Source organism: Arthrobacter sp. Soil736 (assembly GCF_001428005.1).
Classification (GTDB): domain Bacteria; phylum Actinomycetota; class Actinomycetes; order Actinomycetales; family Micrococcaceae; genus Arthrobacter.
This window is the reverse complement of sequence record NZ_LMSB01000053.1, coordinates 5505-5874: the sequence shown is the minus strand read 5'-3', so window position 1 is coordinate 5874 and position 370 is coordinate 5505. Positions and strand designations below refer to the sequence as shown.

1 pseudogene is annotated in these 370 nt (G+C 67.6%); it reads left to right on the top strand.

What is annotated here, in order from left to right:
- Positions 1-37: 37 nt before the first annotated feature.
- Positions 38-370: pseudogene (locus ASG92_RS30100) on the top strand (carbohydrate ABC transporter permease); the annotation flags it as partial.

Below are 370 nucleotides of genomic sequence, written 5' to 3'. Positions count from 1 at the left end.
GCACCGTCTTCTCGCTCTTCAAGAAGGAGGCAGCACGATGAGCACGCTCACTCCTGCCGCACCCAAGAACTCCGTCCCCGGCCCGACGGCCCCCAGCACCGGTTCTCGCCGCCGCGGCAAGTCCCGCATGGACCCGACCCGCAACAACACCGCAGCGGGCATCGCGGCCTGGCTGCTGGCACTGCTCTTCGCCACACCGGTCCTGTGGATGATCCTGACCTCCTTCCACTCGGAAAACGATGCAGCCACCAACCCGCCGTCGATCGCGGCCAACCTCACCCTGGACGCCTACAAGGAGTTCTTCGGCGCCAGCTCCGGCGTCAGCCCCTGGCCGCCGCTGATCAACTCCGCCACCGCCTCGATCCTCTCC